16 protein-coding genes are annotated in these 18487 nt (G+C 62.0%); 11 read left to right on the top strand and 5 right to left on the bottom strand.

Annotated elements, in window-relative coordinates; translation table 11 throughout:
- Positions 1-334 precede the first annotated feature (334 nt).
- The 3 genes from FHX10_RS02615 (at position 335) to FHX10_RS02605 (ending at position 3296) form a co-directional block, all read left to right on the top strand.
- The gene (locus FHX10_RS02615) at positions 335-1546 is read left to right on the top strand and encodes a pyrophosphate--fructose-6-phosphate 1-phosphotransferase (protein WP_029867950.1); all 1212 of its coding nucleotides are present in this window, start codon (positions 335-337) and stop codon (positions 1544-1546) included.
- A 57-nt stretch (positions 1547-1603) separates the two neighbouring features.
- Positions 1604-2239 (top strand): LysE family translocator, encoded by a 636-nt coding sequence (locus FHX10_RS02610; protein WP_029867949.1) that lies wholly within the window; start codon positions 1604-1606, stop codon positions 2237-2239.
- A 115-nt stretch (positions 2240-2354) separates the two neighbouring features.
- Complete coding sequence (locus FHX10_RS02605; protein WP_184389087.1) at positions 2355-3296, top strand: lytic transglycosylase domain-containing protein; 942 nt, start codon at positions 2355-2357, stop codon at positions 3294-3296.
- 31 nt (positions 3297-3327) lie between these two features.
- Here FHX10_RS02605 and FHX10_RS02600 read toward each other — a convergent pair whose 3' ends face one another.
- On the bottom strand, positions 3328-4752 hold the full coding sequence (locus tag FHX10_RS02600; RefSeq protein WP_132572600.1) for a serine hydrolase domain-containing protein: 1425 nt from the start codon (positions 4750-4752) through the stop codon (positions 3328-3330).
- Positions 4753-4970: 218 nt separating this feature from the next.
- Here FHX10_RS02600 and FHX10_RS02595 point away from each other — a divergent pair, with 218 nt between their 5' ends.
- From FHX10_RS02595 to FHX10_RS02575, 5 genes are all read left to right on the top strand, one after another.
- On the top strand, positions 4971-6215 hold the full coding sequence (locus FHX10_RS02595; protein WP_132572603.1) for a DUF3419 family protein: 1245 nt from the start codon (positions 4971-4973) through the stop codon (positions 6213-6215).
- Positions 6212-6883, top strand: coding sequence for a class I SAM-dependent methyltransferase (locus tag FHX10_RS02590; RefSeq protein ID WP_183844630.1), 672 nt, complete (start codon positions 6212-6214; stop codon positions 6881-6883). Before FHX10_RS02595 ends, FHX10_RS02590 begins: the two co-directional genes overlap by 4 nt.
- A 129-nt stretch (positions 6884-7012) precedes the next feature.
- Positions 7013-7810: a GH25 family lysozyme gene (locus FHX10_RS02585; RefSeq protein ID WP_047610975.1), complete on the top strand. Its 798-nt coding sequence runs from the start codon at positions 7013-7015 to the stop codon at positions 7808-7810.
- A gap of 81 nt (positions 7811-7891) precedes the next feature.
- Positions 7892-9109 (top strand): lytic murein transglycosylase, encoded by a 1218-nt coding sequence (locus FHX10_RS02580; RefSeq protein WP_183844629.1) that lies wholly within the window; start codon positions 7892-7894, stop codon positions 9107-9109.
- Between the two features lie 130 nt (positions 9110-9239).
- The gene (locus tag FHX10_RS02575) at positions 9240-10145 is read left to right on the top strand and encodes a DMT family transporter (protein WP_183844628.1); all 906 of its coding nucleotides are present in this window, start codon (positions 9240-9242) and stop codon (positions 10143-10145) included.
- A 462-nt stretch (positions 10146-10607) separates the two neighbouring features.
- On the opposite strand, the gene metF is transcribed toward FHX10_RS02575, so the two are convergent.
- From metF to FHX10_RS02555, 4 genes are all read right to left on the bottom strand, one after another.
- Positions 10608-11510 (bottom strand): methylenetetrahydrofolate reductase [NAD(P)H], encoded by a 903-nt coding sequence (metF, locus tag FHX10_RS02570; RefSeq protein ID WP_028756318.1) that lies wholly within the window; start codon positions 11508-11510, stop codon positions 10608-10610.
- Between the two features lies 1 nt (position 11511).
- On the bottom strand, positions 11512-12537 hold the full coding sequence (locus FHX10_RS02565; protein WP_183844627.1) for an ArsR/SmtB family transcription factor: 1026 nt from the start codon (positions 12535-12537) through the stop codon (positions 11512-11514).
- Positions 12538-12697: 160 nt separating this feature from the next.
- Complete coding sequence (gene ettA, locus FHX10_RS02560) at positions 12698-14347, bottom strand: energy-dependent translational throttle protein EttA (protein WP_028755828.1); 1650 nt, start codon at positions 14345-14347, stop codon at positions 12698-12700.
- Between the two features lie 98 nt (positions 14348-14445).
- The gene (locus tag FHX10_RS02555; RefSeq protein WP_183844626.1) at positions 14446-15186 is read right to left on the bottom strand and encodes a ribonuclease T2 family protein; all 741 of its coding nucleotides are present in this window, start codon (positions 15184-15186) and stop codon (positions 14446-14448) included.
- Between the two features lie 157 nt (positions 15187-15343).
- Here FHX10_RS02555 and FHX10_RS02550 point away from each other — a divergent pair, with 157 nt between their 5' ends.
- The 3 genes from FHX10_RS02550 to FHX10_RS02540 are packed head-to-tail and all read left to right on the top strand — an operon-like array spanning position 15344 to position 18482.
- Positions 15344-16273, top strand: coding sequence for an alpha/beta fold hydrolase (locus tag FHX10_RS02550; RefSeq protein ID WP_183844625.1), 930 nt, complete (start codon positions 15344-15346; stop codon positions 16271-16273).
- A 32-nt stretch (positions 16274-16305) separates the two neighbouring features.
- Positions 16306-17262: a DMT family transporter gene (locus tag FHX10_RS02545; protein WP_183904878.1), complete on the top strand. Its 957-nt coding sequence runs from the start codon at positions 16306-16308 to the stop codon at positions 17260-17262.
- 17 nt (positions 17263-17279) lie between these two features.
- Entirely contained in the window at positions 17280-18482 is a 1203-nt protein-coding gene (locus FHX10_RS02540; RefSeq protein ID WP_183844623.1) for a CaiB/BaiF CoA-transferase family protein, read from the top strand.
- The last annotated feature ends 5 nt before the right edge of the window (positions 18483-18487 follow it).

The following is an 18487-nucleotide window of genomic DNA, read 5'->3' as shown; positions in this document are numbered from 1 at the left end:
GGTCGTAGGGCCGAACACAGTTTTCACGATTTGGTAATTGTCGCACCGCAGCAAACGATTCACGGCGCCCGCTTTCATCTCGTATGGCAACGGCTGACGATCGCCGGCGCATCGCCCGTGCAGGTGAATCCGGAGTGCGCGACGGAAATTTCCACAACAGTTCCCGACACGCAGATCGGGCTTGAAACGATTATATCATTACTTCCTGCCATCTTCGCGGCCCAACTCGGCATAAAGGCGCATTTTTCGTAAATTCTTTACTTTACAGGCCCCTTTCCCTGCCGCATCCATGCGTTAGCTAACGCCACCGCACCGAAACGCCATAGGAGGGATCATGGCCAAGCAGAAAGTCGCAATGCTGACCGCCGGAGGCCTGGCACCCTGTCTTTCTTCCGCCGTCGGCGGTCTCATCGAACGCTATAGCGACGTCGCGCCCGATCTCGATATCGTCGCCTACAAGTCCGGATACCAGGGCGTGCTCACCGGCGACAGCATCGCGATCACCCGCGAGATGCGCGAAAAGGCGCCGCTGCTGCACCGTTACGGCGGCTCGCCGATCGGCAACAGCCGCGTCAAGCTCACCAATGCCGCCGACTGCGTCAAGCGCGGCCTGGTCAAGGAAGGCGAGAACCCGCTGCGGGTCGCCGCCGAACGCCTTGCCAATGACGGCATCACCATTCTCCACACGATCGGCGGCGACGACACCAACACCACAGCCGCCGACCTTGCCGCCTACCTCGCCGCCAACGGCTACAATCTCACCGTCGTCGGCCTGCCGAAGACGGTCGACAACGACGTCGTCCCGATCCGCCAGTCGCTCGGCGCCTGGACGGCCGCCGAAGTCGGCGCGCATTTCTTCGACAATGTCAGCAACGAGCAGACGGCCGCACCCCGCACCCTCGTCATCCACGAAGTCATGGGCCGCCATTGCGGCTGGCTGACGGCCGCCACCGCCCGCGCCTATCTCCAGCGCACCAGCCGCAACCAGTATGTCGACGGCCTGATGATGGATGCGCATCTGAAGAGCATCGACGCCGTCTACCTGCCTGAGATGGCCTTCGACCTCGACGCCGAGGCCGCCCGCCTGAAGGAAAGCATGGACCGCAACGGCCACGCCACGGTCTTCGTCTCGGAAGGCGCCTGCCTCGACGCCATCGTCGCCGAGCGGGAAGCCGCCGGCGAAACCGTCAAGCGTGACGCCTTCGGCCATGTGAAGATCGACACGATCAATGTCGGCGCCTGGTTCCAGAAGCAGTTCGCCAACCTCCTGAATGCCGAACGTTCCCTTGTGCAGAAATCAGGCTATTTCGCCCGCTCGGCGCCGGCCAACGGCGACGACCTCAGGCTGATCCAGAGCATGGTCGATCTCGCCGTCGAAAGCGCGCTCAATAAAGTCTCCGGCGTCACCGGCCATGACGAAGCGCAGAACGGTAAGTTGCGCACTATAGAATTCCCGCGCATCAAGGGCGGCAAGGCTTTTGACCTGTCGACGGCATGGTTTGCCGAAGTCATGGACAATATAGGTCAGAAATACAAAGAAGCGTGATTGACGGATGGTTAATATGATGTCTTTGCTTGTTCCTGAGGAATAGGAGGAGACACCATGTCATTTGAAGCCTGGCTCGCTTTTGCGGCGGCATCGGCCATCATGCTGGCCATACCGGGGCCGACGATACTGCTCGTCGTTTCCTATGCGCTCGGTCATGGGCGCAGGACGGCGTTTGCGACGGTGAGCGGCGTGGCGCTTGGTGACTTCACCGCGATGACGGCTTCCCTCTTCGGTCTCGGTGCCGTTCTGGCCGCCTCCGCCACCCTCTTCACCGTGTTGAAGTGGATCGGCGGCGCCTACCTGATCTATCTGGGAGTCAAGCTCTGGCGGGCTCCCATCATCGGCGAACCGGTTGCCGACAACGACAATCTGCCGGAGGAAAAGTCGCTCAAGATCTTCCTCCACGCCTATGTCGTCACCGCCCTCAATCCGAAGAGCATCATCTTCTTCGTCGCCTTCGTGCCGCAGTTCCTCAATCCGGCCCTGCCCTTCGTCGGCCAGATGGCGATCATGGAAGCGACCTTCCTCGTGCTGGCGATCCTCAACGCCTCCACCTACGCGTTTCTCGCCCATACCGCGCGCGGACTGATTCGCAAGGCGAGCATCCAGCGCGCCGTAAACCGAACGGGAGGCACCCTGCTGATCGCTGCAGGCGCCGTAACCGCCGGGTATCGCCGTATTGCAGCATAGAAATATTGCGTGGTTGCCGGAATGCCACGAATAGGTTAATGGGGTCACCAGGGCTTAAGGTTTTTGGTAACTTTTATACGCAGCCGGGGCGGCGCGATTTCACGAAAGTGGCGGAATGGTAGCGATCGGATTATCCGGCCTGAAACGCAGTCTTGTCGTTTCCACGATACTCTGCGGTGTGATGACGGGATGCACGAGCGTCGAATACACATCGCAGGCCGAACTGACTGCCGCCCAGACCGTGGTGCCGATGCCGAAACCCGGCGAAGATGAAACACTCGCCGCGATCCCGACAGCCGAAGGTGCTGCCGGTCAGGCGGTTGCCGGCGCCACCATTCCCCAGCCATCCCCCTCCCTGACTGCGACGGCGATGCCAACCGTAACAGGCTCTCAGTCTACCGACCTCGCCATGCAGGCAGGCATACAGCCTGCAGCCTATGCGCAGATCCCGCTGACGCCCGAGATGACGGCAATCCAGTCCGTCGTGCCGACGCCGCGTCCGGGAACGCCGGCACAGCCGACGACGCAGCTTGCCTTTGCCGCGACACCGCAGAACAGCGCGCTTGCAGCACTTGCCGCCGTCGACACCACGCCGCGTGCCAGCATGGACTACGGTTTCGACGAATCCGGGCCGATCGATCCGCCGACGGCACCCCCGATGTTCAGCGACGACGACAAAGACGACGCGCCGACAGTGGAGAAGAGCTTCGTCACCAAGCTCATCCAGAAATACTCGAAGATCTACGAAATTCCCGAGACGCTGCTCCACCGCATCGTCCATCGCGAGAGCCGCTACAATCCGAAGGCCTACAACAAGCGCGGCTATTTCGGCCTGATGCAGATCAAATACAACACCGCCAAATCAATGGGTTATGACGGCGCCCCGGGCGGGCTCTTCGATGCCGAAACCAACATCAAATATGCCGCCAAATATCTGCGTGGCGCCTGGCTCGTCTCCGACAGCAAGGAAGACGATGCCGTCCGCCTCTATGCGCGCGGCTATTATTACGACGCCAAGCGCAAGGGCATGACCGACATCGCCCAGGGTAATTACTGACATCGAGCATTGCTGAGACGGCGATCGCAGCCTATGGCTGCGGCTGCGCCTGTTGCTGCGACCCAGCCTGCTGTTGTGGCTCCCCCGCTTGCGGCAAGGCCGCCAGGATCTTCTTGAGAAGCACCTGCGGCTGATAGCCGAGCCAGCTCGGCGTCAGGCCGAGCCGGACGACGACCAGATTGGCGGAGGGCACGATCGCCATGCTCTGCCCGTCATGCCCCGTCAACCAAAACGTATCCTCCGGCAGTCCGAACGCCGCGCTTGAGCCGCCAGGAGCGAGCCAGGCCTGGCCCTGCGTATAACGTCCGTTCGAAGCCACCGTCGGAGTGCGCATGGCGCCGACGAACCCTTCCGGCAACAGTCGCCGGTCATTCCACACGCCGTCTTGCAGCAGGAACTGCCCGAAGCGCGCCCAGTCATGCGCCGTCGCATAGAGATAGGAGCTGCCGGCAAACGTGCCGCGCGCATCGAGTTCGAATACCGCACTCGTCATGCCGAGCGGCGAAAACAGCGCGTCGTGCGGATAGGAAAAGCCCGCCTGTGGATTGCCGACCCTGTCCATCCAGATGCGCGACAACAGCACGGCCGTGCCGCTCGAATAGCGGAAGCGCTGGCCGGGCGGCGCCTCCATCGGTGCATTGGCCGGCAGCGACACCATGTCTGGATCGAGATAGAGCATGCGCGTCACATCGGCGACATCGCCATAATCCTCGTTGAAGGCAAGGCCGCTCTCCATGCCGAGCAGGTCGGACACCTTGATCTTGGCGCGCGCATCCTTCTGCCACTGCGCCAGCAGTTCGTCGTCGTCGAAGGAGATTTTGCCGTCGAGCATCAGCCGGCCGAGAATCGCAGCGTTCACCGTCTTCGTCATCGACCAGCCGATCAGCGGAGTCTTCGCCGAGAAACCGGGGCCATAGGCTTCAGCGACGACGCGGCCATTGTGCACCACCACGATCGCCCGCATTGCCGGGCCGGCAATTCCGGGATCGGCAAGCAGTGCGGCAATCTTCCCGTCCGCCGGATTGCCGGTGCCCTCGCCCTCCGGCCACAAGGCGTCGCTCGTCTCCATTTTAACAGGCGCATCGAAGGGCACGGCCTTCGCCGCCGCCTCGAAATCGCCGTCCGGCACGCTCGTACAGCCGAAGGCGCCGCGATAGAGCGCATAACTTGGCGCAAACAGCCCCATGAAGCGCGCCGTCACCCGTTCCTTGTCGTGGTCAACGCTGACGCGTATCAGCCGCAGCAGCGGATTTCCGGGCGCCTGAACGTCGTCATGGAGCACATCCTCGGCGCCGCGACCGGCGATGAAGACGTTGGAGCAGACGATCTTGGCGGCGTAACCGTCACCGACACGCAGCAGTTCCGGCGGCTGAATAAAAAGCCAGCCGGCGGCGACGAAGACGACGAGAACGACAAGGAGAGCAAGCGCCTTCAGGATACGCAGGACAAATCGCATGGCATTCCTCCATGCCGGGAGAGAAGCAGGAATCGCAGGCGCCGAAAAGGGGCCAAAGCCAAGAAGGCCTGTCGTCCCGATCACTTTCCCAGGAGAGCCATCCCGGTCGGTCTTCCGAGCCGGTCGAAGTCTCCGAAGAACGGCGCCCCACAGCCCACGTCATCAAACTGTAGCAGAGGCGCGCTACACGCCCTGAACGCTAAAAAGGTGACAGACTCATGTCAGAATTTGCACCGGATGCCGGCTTCCGCAAGAACCGGAAACTCAAGGACGCCCTTCTCCGCCACAAGGCTTTTTCGAAGGACGGCTTTTCCGAACGTCTCTTCGGTCTTCTCTTCTCCGGCCTCGTCTACCCGCAGATCTGGGAGGATCCGGATCTTGACATGCAGGCGATGGAGCTGAAGCCCAACCATCGCATCGTCACCATCGGCTCCGGCGGCTGCAACATGCTCGCCTATCTCTCCAAGGCGCCGGCCTCGATCGACGTCGTCGACCTCAACCCGCACCATATCGCTCTGAACCGCCTGAAGCTTGCGGCCTTCAAACATCTTCCCGGCCACGCCGATCTCGTCCGCTTCCTGGCCATGCCGAACGAGAAGTCGAACAGCCGCGCCTATGACCAGCATCTCGCTGCCCGCCTCGATGAGGCGACCCGCAGCTACTGGAACGGCCGCAAATTCGGCCGTCGCCGCGTCACCGTCTTCGACCGCAACATCTACGAAACCGGCCTGCTCGGCCGCTTCATCGGCGCGGCCCATCTTCTTGCCCGCCTGCACGGCGTCAAGCTGCGCGAGATGACCAAGACCCGCTCGATCCGCGAGCAGCGCCAGTTCTTCGACGAGCAGATCGCGCCGCTGTTCGAAAAGCCGGTCGTGCGCTGGATTACCGGCCGCAAGAGCTCGCTCTTCGGCCTCGGCATTCCGCCGCAGCAATATGACGAACTCGCAAGCCTTGCCGCCGATCATTCGATCGCGCCGGTGCTGAAGCACCGCCTGGAAAAGCTCGCCTGTCATTTCCCGATGAGCGACAACTATTTCGCCTGGCAGGCCTTCGGCCGCCGCTACGGCACCGAAGAGGAAGGCCCGCTGCCGACCTATCTGAAGTCGGAACACTATCAGGTGATCCGCGCCAATGTCGACCGCGTCAACGTCCACCACGCCAGCTTCACCGAGTTGCTCGCCCGCGAGCCGGCCGCCTCGCGCGACCGCTATATCCTGCTCGACGCACAGGACTGGATGACGGACGAGCAGTTGAACGACGTCTGGCGGGAAATCACTCGCACGGCGCGCGAAGGCGCCCGCGTGATTTTCCGCACCGCCGCTGAAAAGAGCATCATCGAAGGCCGCCTGGCGCCGGTGATCCGCGACCAGTGGGATTATTTCGAGGAGAAGTCGCGTGAGCTGACGGCGCTCGATCGCTCGGCAATCTATGGCGGCTTCCACATTTACGGGAAGAAGGCGTGAGCAAGGTCGGCACTGAGACGGCAGGAAAGAGCGACGAACATGCCAGCCTGATGGATGGCATGTACCGCTATCAGCGCCATATCTACGACCTCACCCGCAAATATTACCTTCTCGGCCGCGACAGCACGATCCGCAAGCTCGACGTGCCGGAGGGCGGCACGCTGCTCGAAGTCGGCTGCGGCACCGGACGCAACATGGCCTTCGCCCATCGGCATTTCCCGACCGCCAAGCTGTTCGGCCTCGACATTTCTCAGGAAATGCTGATTTCGGCCCGCAAGACCTTCGCCACCAAGGCGACGATCCCGGACTTCCGCGTCGCCGACGCCACGGCGTTCACGCCGCGCGAATTCGGTGTCAGCGGCTTCGACCGCATCCTGATTTCCTATGCCCTGTCGATGATCCCCGACTGGGAACGCGCCGTCGATGCAGCAATCGCCGCACTCAATCCCGGCGGCCAGCTGCACATCGTCGATTTCGGCCAGCAGGAAGGCCTGCCGGGCTGGTTCCGGCGCATGCTGCAGGCCTGGCTTGCGAAATTCCACGTCACTCCACGGCCCGATTTGCGCGAGGTCCTGGAAGCGCAAGCCCATGAAAACAGCGCGAGATTGCTGTTCGATACCGTTGGCGGCGGTTATGCCTGGCGGGCGGCCATTATCAGCAAGCGCTGATAATTCGCTTGAAACTAACCGATTTTTTACGTTGATATGGTGAAAAGAGGGTTATTCCTCTGCCGACTCGTCTTTTTCGAAGGTCAGGCTGTGGGGCAAAGAGATCATTCGAGTTACGACGGGACGCCCATGCGCCGGCTTTTGTTTTGCGTTTTGCCCCTGGCTATCATGCTGGCCGGCTGCACCTCTTCCGGTTACGACTATCTCGAAACGGCGTCGATCAAGCCGAAGACGCGTTTCAAGGACACCGATCCGCAGGATTTCGGCCCGAAGCATCCGCAGCAGAACCAGATCCACGGCATCGACATCTCCAAATGGCAGGGCGATATCGATTGGGGCACGGTCAAGAATTCCGGCGTCGCCTTCGCCTTCATCAAGGCGACCGAAGGCAAGGACAGGGTCGATCCGCGCTTCGACGAATATTGGCGCGAAGCCCGCGCCGCCGGCATCCCGCACGCTCCCTATCATTTCTATTATTTCTGCTCTTCGGCCGATCAGCAGGCAGACTGGTTCATCCGCAACGTGCCGAAGGAGGCCATGCGCCTGCCGCCGGTGCTCGACGTCGAATGGAACGCCGAATCGAAGACCTGCCGCTACCGTCCCGATCCGGAAACCGTACGCGCCGAAATGCAGCGTTTCATGGACCGGCTGGAGGCCTATTACGGCAAGCGCCCGATCATCTACACCTCGGTCGATTTCCACCGCGACAATCTCGCCGGCTACTTCCAGGATTATCATTTCTGGGTCCGTTCGGTGGCAAAACACCCTGAGGTGACCTATACCGACCGCCGCTGGGCCTTCTGGCAATATACCTCCACCGGCGTTATCCCCGGCATCAGCGGTCCCACAGATATCAATGTCTTTGCCGGCAGCGCAAAGAACTGGAACAACTGGGTCGCGGCCGTTTCCAAGGATAGAAATTCTTAGTAACGTCCTGCGATGTTTCTTGCTTCCGTCACATTCATCTGTGAAAGCGACGGCAATCTTTTTGATATAAGGACCGTATCCATGCACCGCTCGCTCGCAAGCCGCTCTGCACTCGCCCTTCTGTTTGTCCTCGCCCTCGCAGGCGGCGCGGCCGCCCAGCAGGCCACGGACGCAGCCCCGGCAGCGCCCTGCGGCGGCGATCTCTCCGCCTTCCTCGAAGGTGTCAAGAAAGATGCGGTCGCAGCCGGCGCCAGCGCGGCGGCCGCCGACGAGGCTTTTGCCGGCGCCGAGATCGACCCCAAGGTGCTGAGCCGGGATCGCGCCCAGGGCGTCTTCAAGCAGACCTTCCTCGAATTCTCCCAGCGCACCGTCAGCCAGGGCCGCCTCGACATCGGCCGCCAGAAGATGAAGCAATATGCCGACGTCTTTGCCCGCGCCGAGCAGGAATTCGGCGTTCCCCCGGGCGTCATCACCGCTTTCTGGGCGATGGAGACCGATTTCGGCGCCGTCCAAGGCGATTTCAACACCCGCAACGCCCTGGTGACGCTGGCGCATGACTGCCGCCGCCCGGAACTCTTTCGCCCGCAGCTGATCGCCCTGGTCGAGATGGTTCAACACGGCGACCTCGACCCCGCCACCAATACCGGCGCTTGGGCCGGCGAGATCGGCCAGGTGCAGATGCTGCCGCGCGACATCATCGCCTATGGCATGGACGGCGATGGTGATGGCCATATCCGCCTGAAGCAGAGCAGCCCGGACGCCATTCTGACGGCGGCCAAATTCATCCAGCATCTCGGCTTCGAGCGCGGCCAGCCCTGGCTGCAGGAAGTGACCCTGCCCGATAACCTGCCCTGGGAGAAATCCGGCCTCGGCGGCACGATGAAAGCGGGAGAATGGTTTGCGCTCGGCGTCAAGCCGCGTGACGGCAATACCGCCTTCGGCAACCTCGAAGGCGACCTCGTCCTGCCGCAGGGCCGCATGGGGCCGGCCTTCATCGCCTATCCGAATTTCAAAATCTATCTCGAATGGAACAAGTCGTTTATCTACACGACGTCTGCCGCCTATTTCGGCACGCGTCTTTCCGGCGCCGAGCCCTATCTCAAGGGCGTGCCGGAACAGGGGCTCGCCAGCGACCAGATGAAGGCGCTGCAGACCAAGCTGCAGTCGCTCGGCCATGATGTCGGCGAGATCGACGGCATCCTCGGCTCCGGCACGCGTGTCGCGATCCAGAAGGAACAGCAGCGCCTCGGCATGCCGGCCGACGGCTGGGCGACGCCTGCCCTTCTCAACGCCCTCTGATCCCCGCTGACACCTTGCCGCCCGTTTCGCAAGAAACGGGTGGCGCGATCCGCCTGCTGCGCTAAAGCTTCACGCCGAAAACCGGTGCCGGTTTTCGGCGAAACGAACGGCTTGCGGTGGAGGAACCGGCGTGGACAGCAGAATGAATGCCTGGACCTGGGGCCTGCTGGTCCTGCTCGGCCTGATCTGGGGCGCCTCCTTCTTCTTTGCCCGCATTGCCGTCCAGCACGTGCCGCCCCTGACCCTCGTCTTCCTCAGGCTGCTGCTGGCAGCGCTGGCGCTGCATGTCTATGTCGCCGGCCGTTTCGACCTCTATGCGATCCTGAAGGCCCGATGGCGCGAGTTCCTGATCCTCGGGCTCATCAACAATGCTCTGCCGCACGCGCTGATCTTCTTCGGCCAGACCCGCATCGGCGCCGGCCTTGCGGCGATCCTGAATGCGACGACGCCGATCTGGACCGTGCTCATCGCCAACCACTTCACCTCGGACGAGAAACTGTCCCCGGCAAAGATCGTCGGCTGCCTCGTCGGCCTCCTCGGCACGATCGTGCTGATCGGCCCCGGCATCTCGGCTGGTGGCGAAGCGCCGCTCTGGGCGCTGATGCTTCCCGTGCTTGCCGCCATCTCCTATGGCTTCGCCGCCACCTATGGCAAACGCTTCAGGGATGTTCCAGCCCCTGTCACCGCAGCCGGCCAGTTGACCGCGTCCTCGCTGATTGCACTGCCGCTGTCGCTGCTCACCGATCGCCCCTGGGCGCTGGCCGCACCGCCGCTTGAAGCGCTGCTTGCCATCCTGGCGCTGGCGCTGTTGTCGACCGCCTTCGGCTATATCCTCTATTTCCGGATCATGGCGGCGGCCGGCGCCACCAACGCCTCGCTTGTCACCCTGTTGGTGCCGCCGAGCGCCATCTTGCTCGGCGTGCTTTTCCTTGGCGAAAGGCTTGCACTTGGCGAATTTGCCGGTATGGCGCTGATCGGTTTCGGCCTCGTCATTCTCGACGGCCGCGCCTATCGCCTGCTGCTGAGAACCGCCTGAACCGGTTGCGAATTCCGCATGTTTTCAACCGGTTGCCGGTCCGCCATGTTTTGGGCGCATAAGTAAATCCGAAATCGCCTGATTTAACGGCATGTTAAAATCTGTGAACAAAAATTCATCGAAAATTATCGATTTATTTCAGAGGCTTACCGAAACTGCACTCGACTTATCCACTGATCCCTTCTGCAGCGCAGCATAAAATCCGCTTTCCAACCGACATATTTCAGACATATTATTGGCCGGTTAACGCGAGGAGACAGACATGGGACTCACGCAATCCTTGAATGTTCTGTTGGTCAGTGCAGCGTTTGCTTTCGTTTTGTCCATGCTCTTCATCTGAGCCGGCCGACGAAAGCGTAACGACTGATAGTGCCTAAACTCCCCAGTAGCTGATCAATCCGCCAACGAAAAAGCGCATGTCCCGCCCGACATGCGCTTTTACTTTTGAACATCCCGAAAGGATCAGGCGGCTGCGCCCGCACTTTTTGTTTCCCGGCGCGACACGCCGAGATTGTCGAGCACGGCGGAAACCAGCGGCGCACGGTTCATCGTATAGAGATGGAAATCATGGATGCCACGCCGGACGAGATCCTCGATCTGCTCGGCAGCGACATCGGCTGCCACCTTCGCCCGCTCCTCGGGCTTGTCGTCAAAGCCGGCGAAGCGCTCGTCGAGAAAGGCGGGGATGATCGTGCCGCAGGCCCCAGCAAAACGCTTCAACTGCGTCAGGTTCTGGATCGGCATGATGCCGGGCACAACAGGGATCGAGATGCCGGCGCCGCGCACCCGCTCCAGGTAACGCTCGAAATTGTCGTTGTCGAAGAAGAACTGCGTCAGCGCCCGGTTGGCGCCATTGTCGGCCTTGCGCTTCAGCATGTCGATATCGGCGGCCGTATCGCGGCTTTCCGGGTGTTTTTCCGGATAGGCGGAGACCGAAATCTCGAAATCGCCGATTTCCCTGAGGCCGGCCACCAGCTCCGCCGCATTGGCGTAACCGCCGGGATGCGGCTGGTAGGGCGCGCCGGCGCCGCCGGGCGCATCGCCACGCAGCGCCACGAAATGCGTCACGCCGACTTTGCGGAAGGTGTCGACCACCTGATGCGTCTCCTCCTTCGTCGCGCCGACGCAGGTGAGATGAGAGGCGGTGGCAAACGGCGTCTGCGACAGGAAACGCGTGACGGTCGACAGCGTCGGCGCCTTGGTGGTGCCGCCGGCGCCATAGGTCACCGACACGAAATCCGCGTCCCAATCCTGCAACTGGCTGACAGTATGCCAGAGCTGCCCTTCCATCTCTTCCGATTTCGGCGGGAAGAATTCGAACGAGATCCTGATGTTGCGGCCGCGTGCTTCGTTTTTCAAAGCCATGTCATATCCTCCCGGCAAATGTAGGTTCGGCGCCTTCGTTCGTCTGCGAAGCCATGAGGCGCCTCGGATCGCGCGCGAGCCAGACGGTGACCGTCAAGCCCTGCCCGCTTTGCTGACCCGGATGAAGATCGACGGCCTGCTCGACGTCGAGCCCGGCCTTGCGCAGCCAGTCGGACATCGCCTGGTGCGAAAAGCCGAGACGGACATGCGCATGTTCGTCGCGGAGATATTCGAGCGTGTGCGGCGCCAGGTCGATGACCACCAGCCGGCCGCCCGGCCGAAGCATGCGCGCCGCTTCCGCGATGGCAATTTCCGGCTGATCGAAGAAATGCAGCACCTGGTGGATCGTCACCAGGTCGAAATCCTGCCCCTCGAACGGCAGGTTCAGGATATCGGCATGGCGCACGGTGGCCTTGGTGATGCGGGACTTGTCGAGATTGGCGCGCGCCACGCTCAGCATGTCGCGGCTGGCATCGACACCGATGGCGCGGCGGTAAAGCCCGGACAGCAGTTCGAGGATGCGGCCCGTGCCGGTGCCGAGATCGAGCAGCGAATCGATCGGCTGGTTGCCGAGCAGCCGGATGACGGCGGCGTCGACTTCCTCATCGGCGGCATGTAGGCGGCGAAGCTCGTCCCATTCGGCCGCGTTGCGACTGAAATAGGCCTGCGCCCGCTCGGCCCGCTGGCGCTTGACCTGCGACAGCCGCTCGCCGTCGCGAAGGATGGTCGGATCGTTCTCGGAGACATGCTTCAGCAGCGCCCGCACCAGCAAGGCCGCCTTGCCGTCCTGCTTGAGACGGAAATAGGCCCAGGCACCCTCCTGGTATCGTTCGATCAGTTCGGCCTCGCCGAGCAGCTTCAGGTGACGGGAGATGCGCGGTTGGGATTGGCCGAGAATTTCGGTAAGATCGGTCACCGTCAGATCGCCACCGTCAAGAAGAGCCAGAAGACGCAGGCGCGTGGGTTCGCCAGCCGCCTTCAAGACGTCTACCAGCGCATCCAGTCCAAGCTTCAGAGGTTCGCTCATCTTCGATCCAATCAAGATATAAAGATATCTTTATGTGATTTGAAATGCCGTGGCAAGCGACAATTCGCACTCTCCGCGAAATTGCCTGCTCAAATTGCGACAGAGATCGACATGAAAAAGCCCCGGCCGAACCGGGGCTTTCGCAAGGAAAAAAGATGGATCAGCGCGTCAGGCGCTTATGGGCCTGGCTGCCCGGGTTGAGGGCATCGGGACCAAGGCGGCGCACCTTGTCCTGTTCATAATCCTCGAAGTTGCCTTCGAACCATTCGACATGGCCATCGCCTTCGAAAGCGAGAATATGCGTCGCCAGACGGTCGAGGAACATGCGATCGTGGCTGATGATGATGGCGCAGCCGGCGAAATTCTCCAGCGCGTTTTCCAACGCACCCAGCGTTTCGGTATCGAGGTCGTTGGTCGGTTCGTCGAGCAGCAGAACGTTGCCGCCGGCCTTCAGCATCTTGGCGAGGTGAACGCGGTTGCGCTGACCACCGGAGAGATTGCCGACCTTCTGCTGCTGATCGCCACCCTTGAAGTTGAACGCGCCGCAATAGGCGCGGGAGTTCATGTCGAACTTGCCGAGCTTGATGATTTCGGCGCCACCGGAGATTTCCTCCCAGACCGTCTTGTCGGCCGCGAGCGCGTCGCGGCTCTGGTCGACATAGCCGAGATGCACGGTCTCGCCGATGCGGATCGAGCCGCCATCCGGCTTTTCCTGGCCGGTGATCATCCTGAACAGCGTCGTCTTGCCGGCGCCGTTCGGGCCGATGATGCCGACGATGCCGCCCGGCGGCAGCTTGATCGACAGGTCATTGATCAGCGTCCGGCCCTCGAAGCCCTTGGTGATGCCTTCCATCTCGATGACCACCTGGCCGAGGCGCTCGCTGACCGGGATGATGATCTGTGCATCGCCGGGACGCTGTTTTTCGGCGGCATCCACCAGCTGCTCGTAGGACTTGATACGCGCCTTGGACTTGGCCTGGCGGGCCTTCGGGCTGGAAGCGATCCATTCCTGCTCGCGGCTGATCGCCTTCTGGCGCGATGCTTCTTCGCGATTTTCCTGCAGCATGCGCTTGGCTTTCGCCTGCAGATAGGCCGAGTAGTTGCCTTCGTAGGGAATGCCGCGGCCACGGTCGAGTTCGAGGATCCAGCCGGTGACGTTGTCCAGGAAGTAGCGATCGTGGGTAATCATCATCACGGCGCCCGGATAGTCGCGCAGATGCTTTTCGAGCCAGGCGATGGTTTCGGCGTCGAGATGGTTGGTCGGTTCGTCGAGCAGCAGCAGATCCGGCTGCGACAGCAGCAGGCGGCAGAGCGCGACGCGGCGGCGCTCACCACCGGATAGGCTGGTGACATCGGAATCGCGCGGCGGGCAGCGCAGCGCTTCCATCGCCATTTCGACCTGGCTTTCCAGGTCCCAGAGGTTCTGGCTGTCGATGACGTCCTGAAGCTTGGCGCCCTCTTCCGCGGTCTCGTCGGAATAGTTCATCATCAATTCATTGTAGCGATCCACGATCGCCGTCTTCGAGGCAACGCCCTCCATGACGTTCTCGAACACCGTCTTGTTGGGATCGAGGTGCGGCTCCTGCTCGAGGTAGCCGACCGTCGCACCTTCGGCGAGCCAGGCTTCGCCGGTATACTCCTTGTCCTGGCCCGCGATGATGCGCAACACGGTGGATTTACCCGCGCCGTTCGGTCCGAGGATACCGATCTTGGCATCGGGGTAGAAAGAAAGATGGATGTTCTCCAGGATCTTCTTGTTGCCATAGGCCTTGTTGAGGCCGGACATATGATAGATGAACTGACGTGCCATACTGCGCTGCTCCGGGCGGGAAACTTCGATTGTGCCGCTATGTAGGCGAAACAGCGCCTGCGGGCAACGCCGAAACCCGGTTTACTCCGGATTTCCGGTCAAAAGCCCGCAGCGTCGACCACACCTTCGTCGCAGCCGAAGGAGGTTTTTCCCGCGCCCTGGATCAGATCGGCAAGCCCGGCACTTTTCGCCGATACCGCCCCGGCGGCTTCCGAAAGCCCGATCGTCAGCTCGCTGATCATCCGGATATTGCCGGCCCGCCGGCAGCTCATCTTAACGCGGTCGCCGGCGCCAGGCCCGAAGCTCTTGTCGAAAGCCGCCTTGATCGCCTCGGCCTTGACAGGCTTGCCGATATTGGCGGCGAAGAGCTCGCGCACCGCCGAGGCGTTGAGCGCGCCGACCAGATGCACGCCGACGCCGAAATAGTCGTCCGCGCTCATTTTCGTGCAGGTGCCGTGCTTCGTCCATTCATGCCGTTCCAGGCCGGATTGCGTGCCGGGCATCGCTTTTGCCAGAGCCGTCTTCGTCTCGGCCGAAAGCACGACCTCCGGCAATGTGTTCCAGTTGCCATCCTTATCGGCGGCCTTCTGGTCGGCGCTGACACCGCAATAATCCTGGCGCATCGGCCAGAGCCCGTGCAACGAGAAGTTCGTCGCATCATGGCGCTCCACGGCCTGCGTCGCGCATTCGGCCTTTTTCTGGTTCGTCTGGCAGAAGGTGGGCTGCCAGCTCGCCGCCAGAATGAAACGGGTGCGCCCACCGCCCTCCTGGGCCGTAGCGGCGCCGGAAACAACCATCGACAAGGCAAACGCCAGGGTACGCAATTGCATGCTGCTCATTTCAACCCCCAAAAGAACAATACGGGAACAAATAAGCATGAAGCTCAAACGGGCGCAACCCTGAATCGCAGCAACGTCGTATTTTGTTATCGGATAAACCAAACCCCCATGTTGCTTTTATCAGGCAATCTGGTCTGTTGCCGCAGGGAGGATCCATATGTTTGCTGAAACGCAGAAGCTCGCCGTAGCGGGGGCGTCGCTGGCTTATCACCATGCTGAAGCTGCTGGTCCGGCCCGCGGCATCCTGTTGATATCGCATGGCCTCGCCGAACATTCGAAACGCTATCGCGCCTTTGCCGAGACGATGGCGGCGCGCCGCTATCATGTCTATGCCCATGATCACCGCGGCCACGGCGAAACGACGGCGCCCGATGCGCCGATCGGCCGCTTCGCCCGACGAGGTGGCGTCGAAAGGGTGATCGGCGACCTCATCGCCATGCGCGGCCATGCGGCATCCCGCCATCCCGGCCTGCCGATCATCCTCTTCGGCCATTCGATGGGCGGCCTCATCGCCCTCAATGCAGCCGTCACCGCTCCGGCCGACTTCGACGCCGTCGCCGTCTGGAATTCGAATTTCGCCGTCGGCCTCGCCGGCCGCGCCGCCCAGGCGATCCTGCTGGCCGAGCGCATGCTGAAGGGCTCCGACGTGCCGAGCGGCCTGCTGCCGAAGCTCACCTTCGGCGCCTGGGGCAAATCCATTCCCGGCCGCCGCACCGAGTTCGACTGGCTGTCGCACAGACCTGATGAAGTCGACAAATATGTCGCCGATCCGCTTTGCGGCTTCGACGCGTCGGTCTCTCTCTGGCTCGATCTCTTCGAGCTGACCTTCCGCGGACCGCAGAAAATCCATCTCGACCGGCTGCCGCGCGATATGCCGGTTCATCTGGTCGGCGGCGGAGAAGACCCGGCGACGGAGCGGGGAAAAGCCGTGCTCTGGCTGTCAAACCATTTGAAAGGCCTGGGCTTCTCCCGTATCAGCACTCAGATATATCAGGACTTGCGACACGAGACGCTGAATGAGATCGGCGCGGATGCGGCGATCGCAGCTTTCGCCGACTGGTGCGACGAGGTGGTCGCAAGATCCTGAGCGACCAATATGCTGAGTACGGGGATTTCATCATGAGCAGCACCTCCGCCCGCCCCGTTTCGTCCGCCTCCGACGTGACGACGGGGCTTGCGCTGATGGTTCTTTCGGTGATGGTCTCGCCGCTCATCGATATCTTCGCCAAGCTTGCCATCACCACCGTGCCATCCGGGGAGATCACCGCCGGCCGTTTCGTCGTCCAGGCGCTCTGCATGCTGCCGCTTGTGATATGGCGGCGCAGCTTCGCCGATTTCGCCTGGCGCCAGAGCCTCTTCCATGCCATCCGCGGCGCGATCATCACCATCTCGATGATCTCCTTCGTCACCACGCTGAAATATATGGCGGTCGCCGACGCGATCGCGATCTTCTTCGTCGAGCCGATCATGGTGACGATCCTCGGCGGCATCTTCCTGAAGGAGACGATTGGCTGGCGACGTTATACCGCCTGCGGCGTCGGCTTCTTCGGGGCGATGCTGATCATTCAGCCAAGTTTCGAAGAGGTCGGCTACATCGCGCTTCTGCCTGTCGTCAGCGCGCTCTGCATCGCCATCTTCGTGCTGATGACCCGCGCCCTCTCGCGCAGGGAAGACCCCTGGTCGATGCAGTTCCAGATGAGCATCTGGGGCCTGCTCTTCTGCGTCCTCCTGCTTTTCCTCGGTCAGGGAACCGGTTCCGACCTCTTCGATCCCGTCATGCCGGAAGGCCGCGCCTGGTTCTATGTCGCCGGCGTCGGCGCCATGGCCGCAATCACCGGCATCGTCGGCGTCTACGCCTATCGCGCAGCACCGGCCTCGACGCTGGCGCCGCTGCAATATTTCGAGATCGTCTCGGCGACGATCTTCGCCTGGCTGGTCTTCGGCGACTTTCCGGATGCCGTCAAATGGCTCGGCATTGCCATCATCGTGGCATCGGGCATCTACATCCTCTGGCGCGAGCGCCGCTTTGCTTCAAAGCCTGTATCCGATACATCTGAGGTGACGATGGCGCCGTAGACATTGCCGGGAGGAACATGACAGAGACCGTGACGAAGAAGCCGCCGCTTGTCGGAATCCGGGTGATCGAGCTTGCCCGCGTGCTCGCCGGCCCCTGGGCGGGACAGATGCTCGCCGATCTCGGCGCCGACGTCATCAAGGTCGAAAATCCCGAGGGCGGCGACGACACGCGCCAATGGGGGCCGCCCTTCGTCGAGGGCGCCGATGGCGAGAACCTCTCGGCCGCCTATTACCACGCCGCCAATCGCGGCAAGCGCTCCGTCACCGCCGACCTGAAAAGCCCCGAAGGCCAGGATCTCGTCCGCCGCCTCGTTTCCACCGCCGATGTGTTGATCGAGAATTTCAAGCTCGGCGGCCTCGTCAAATACGGGCTCGATTACGACAGCCTGCGCAAGATCAACCCGAAGCTCGTCTATTGTTCGATCACCGGCTTCGGCCAGACCGGCCCCTATGCCAGCCTCGCCGGCTATGATTACATCGTCCAGGGCATGTCGGGCTTCATGTCGATCACCGGCGAACCGGGCGGCCAGCCGATGAAGGCGGGTGTCGCCATCGCCGATATCTTCACCGGCATCTATGCCGTCTCGGCAATCGAAGCCGCCCTGATCCACGCCCTCAAATCGGGCGAAGGCCAATTGATCGACATGGCCCTGCTCGATGTGCAATCGGCCGTGCTCGCCAATCAGAACATGAATTACCTCGTCTCCGGCGCCGCACCGACCCGCCTTGGCAATGCCCATCCCAATATCTCGCCCTATGAGGTCGTGCCGACGGCGGACGGTTATCTCATCCTCGCGGTCGGCAATGACGGCCAGTTCCGTCGCCTCTGCACCCTCCTCGGCCTGGAGACCGTGGCCTGCGACGAGCGTTTCGCCACCAACAAGGCTCGGGTCGGCAATCGCGGCGAGGTGCGCCGCCTCATCTCCACCGAAACGCTGAAATGGCAGAAGGCGGATCTCTTGAAGGCCTGCGAGGAGAATGCCGTTCCATCAGGCGCAATCAACACGATCGAGGAAATGTTCGCCGATCCGCAGGTGCAGGCCCGCGGCCTGCGCATCGATCTTGCGGACGCCGCCGGCACCGTGATCCCCGGAGTGAGGACGCCTGTCGTACTGTCGGAGACGCCGCTGCGTTATGACAGGCCGAGCCCGCGCCTCGGCGAACACCAGGCGGAAATTCTGGCGGAACTCGCTGAGCGTGATGGGGAGAGATCATCATGAAGAAG

It is taken from the genome of Rhizobium sp. BK591, from assembly GCF_014195045.1.
GTDB classification, from domain to species: Bacteria; Pseudomonadota; Alphaproteobacteria; order Rhizobiales; family Rhizobiaceae; genus Rhizobium; species Rhizobium anhuiense.
This window is presented reverse-complemented; position numbering and strand designations above follow the sequence as displayed.

Coding starts and splice junctions, on each gene's coding strand:
- FHX10_RS02615 (WP_029867950.1), top strand. CDS start 335: ATGGCCAAGCAGAAAGTCGCAATGCTGACCGCCGGAGGCCTGGCACCC.
- FHX10_RS02610 (WP_029867949.1), top strand. CDS start 1,604: ATGTCATTTGAAGCCTGGCTCGCTTTTGCGGCGGCATCGGCCATCATG.
- FHX10_RS02605 (WP_184389087.1), top strand. CDS start 2,355: ATGGTAGCGATCGGATTATCCGGCCTGAAACGCAGTCTTGTCGTTTCC.
- FHX10_RS02600 (WP_132572600.1), bottom strand. CDS start 4,752: ATGCGATTTGTCCTGCGTATCCTGAAGGCGCTTGCTCTCCTTGTCGTT.
- FHX10_RS02595 (WP_132572603.1), top strand. CDS start 4,971: ATGTCAGAATTTGCACCGGATGCCGGCTTCCGCAAGAACCGGAAACTC.
- FHX10_RS02585 (WP_047610975.1), top strand. CDS start 7,013: ATGCGCCGGCTTTTGTTTTGCGTTTTGCCCCTGGCTATCATGCTGGCC.
- FHX10_RS02580 (WP_183844629.1), top strand. CDS start 7,892: ATGCACCGCTCGCTCGCAAGCCGCTCTGCACTCGCCCTTCTGTTTGTC.
- metF (WP_028756318.1), bottom strand. CDS start 11,510: ATGGCTTTGAAAAACGAAGCACGCGGCCGCAACATCAGGATCTCGTTC.
- FHX10_RS02565 (WP_183844627.1), bottom strand. CDS start 12,537: ATGAGCGAACCTCTGAAGCTTGGACTGGATGCGCTGGTAGACGTCTTG.
- ettA (WP_028755828.1), bottom strand. CDS start 14,347: ATGGCACGTCAGTTCATCTATCATATGTCCGGCCTCAACAAGGCCTAT.
- FHX10_RS02555 (WP_183844626.1), bottom strand. CDS start 15,186: ATGAGCAGCATGCAATTGCGTACCCTGGCGTTTGCCTTGTCGATGGTT.
- FHX10_RS02550 (WP_183844625.1), top strand. CDS start 15,344: ATGTTTGCTGAAACGCAGAAGCTCGCCGTAGCGGGGGCGTCGCTGGCT.
- FHX10_RS02545 (WP_183904878.1), top strand. CDS start 16,306: ATGAGCAGCACCTCCGCCCGCCCCGTTTCGTCCGCCTCCGACGTGACG.
- FHX10_RS02540 (WP_183844623.1), top strand. CDS start 17,280: ATGACAGAGACCGTGACGAAGAAGCCGCCGCTTGTCGGAATCCGGGTG.